Source organism: Listeria farberi (genome assembly GCF_014229245.1).
Classification (GTDB): Bacteria; Bacillota; Bacilli; order Lactobacillales; family Listeriaceae; genus Listeria; species Listeria farberi.
The window spans coordinates 1-1,773 of sequence record NZ_JAARZJ010000046.1 but is presented as its reverse complement, the minus strand read 5'-3'; the positions used below and the strand labels follow the sequence as shown (position 1 = coordinate 1,773).

The following is a 1,773-nucleotide window of genomic DNA, read 5'->3' as shown; positions in this document are numbered from 1 at the left end:
ACACAATATTACTCAAATTGTGTAAGAATAAATCTAAATAAGTCTCGTTTTTAGTCGTTCATGACAAGAATCGGACATTTCATTACATTTTTGGTTATACATTGGCTTTTCATGGTATATTTCATTTGCATGAATTTGTGATGCAAAAAACATAAAAAAGGGAGAATATACATGAAAAAATTTACAACGGCAATAATGGTGGTAGTATTGAGCATTTCTATAGGAGCTCCATCAGTTGCAAATGCTGGAATAATTAAAGCAACCCCTTATAATTTTATGAAAGATGAAGTTGTAGACCCTGCAGATGTAAATAATTCAGAAGACTTAGCAAATTTAATTAAAACTGTTGGTGAACACCCCGAAATAAATAATCTAACGGAAGATGAAAAAAATAAGCTGCGTCAAGATATCTTTGCAAAATCACCAGATAATGTGGTAAAAGATTATGGAGAAGATATGAATCAAGAATTAATTGAAAAATCAAATGAAGCTGACTTATCCATGGAAAATGGAGAAGAGATTAAGAGTGATAATTTCGAACTTTCAGATGGGTCAGATGTCAGTTTAATAGCTACTGATGTAGAAGATACATTGGATGTTGCTAACGACCCATTTGCAACAGATATAATCGAAGTGGAACCAGATGATGAAACTTTGTATGAAGAAACTGGTTTGTTAAAAAGCTCTCAAGGGTCATCGATTTATTCTTCTGAAACAAAAAAATATGGTAATCGAAGTTGGTCAGCTTATATTACTTACAAAAGTTGGGGTGTTCCAATCGGGAAAATAGTTTTGTCAAATCATTATACAATTAATAATAATGGCCTAACTATGCGTTACACTTCAAAAGCAGGAACTTGGGATACTGCGGCATGGAAAGTAGTTTCCACGAAAACTAAAACAACGGATGCACGTGCAGAAAAAGTTGGGTATGACATAAATGGAGCAGGATGGTATATTATACAAGCGTACGGTTCAAAGAGATACTTTGAATTAAGAAGTACAATAAAATTATCTAAACTAGATAAAAAGAAGAAAACAGCATATGTAACACATACGTATAAATATTATGGAGGGTGAGGTATTGTATGGGAGCAGAAGATTTTTGGGGTTTCATATATGTAGTTTCAAGATTGGCCGTTGTTGCGGCAGTAGTTTATTTCTTATACTTGTTAAGAAAAATTGCAAATAAATAATATTAGAAAAGCCTTGTTAAACGAGGCTTTTCTTTTGTGTTAAATTCCTCTAAAAAACAGGAATACTAAAAAAATTACTTTTTTGCACTTTTAAAGGAATTTTTGTTCGTATAATGTTAGCAAGAGGTGACGAAAATGTATAATTTAATTGATGGCATTTTGGAGTATTCAATAGTGTTAGTAGATGCGCTCAGACGCAATTGGTCGATAGAAATATTATTTTTAAAGAACAATCATCATGTACGCTATAAGTATGTAGTTCCTATTTATCTGGATCATGAAAGTAATATAGTTCAATTACAGAGCTTTGACGAACGAATAATTGACATTAATATAGAAAATATTGTTTTTTGTGAGGTTATGACATCAGATTATATAGCTTTAATGATTTTAGGTACATCTGTTATGTTGAAGGAAAAAGAAAAGGTATAGAGAAGTTATTTGCGGAGTTGCTTGAAACAAAAAAGTTAAAAACTTTTTGTAGAAAAGTAGACAAGAAAGATATAGATTTAAAAACTATTTATCAAGAGTACTTATATAATTATGACTCTGGTAATAATTGAGCCTAGTTTTATAC

Annotated in this window: 2 protein-coding genes and 1 pseudogene; all 3 read left to right on the top strand. The window is 31.0% G+C overall.

What is annotated here, in order from left to right:
- Window positions 1–171 precede the first annotated feature (171 nt).
- Window positions 172–1,080, top strand: a complete 909-nt coding sequence (locus HCB45_RS15095) for a hypothetical protein (RefSeq protein ID WP_185620449.1) — start codon at window positions 172–174, stop codon at window positions 1,078–1,080.
- A 251-nt stretch (window positions 1,081–1,331) separates the two neighbouring features.
- Window positions 1,332–1,562: pseudogene (locus tag HCB45_RS15090) on the top strand (hypothetical protein); the annotation flags it as partial.
- Window positions 1,562–1,759 (top strand): hypothetical protein, encoded by a 198-nt coding sequence (locus HCB45_RS15395; RefSeq protein WP_312026341.1) that lies wholly within the window; start codon window positions 1,562–1,564, stop codon window positions 1,757–1,759. The pseudogene HCB45_RS15090 and the gene HCB45_RS15395, both read left to right, overlap by 1 nt.
- Window positions 1,760–1,773: the final 14 nt, after the last annotated feature.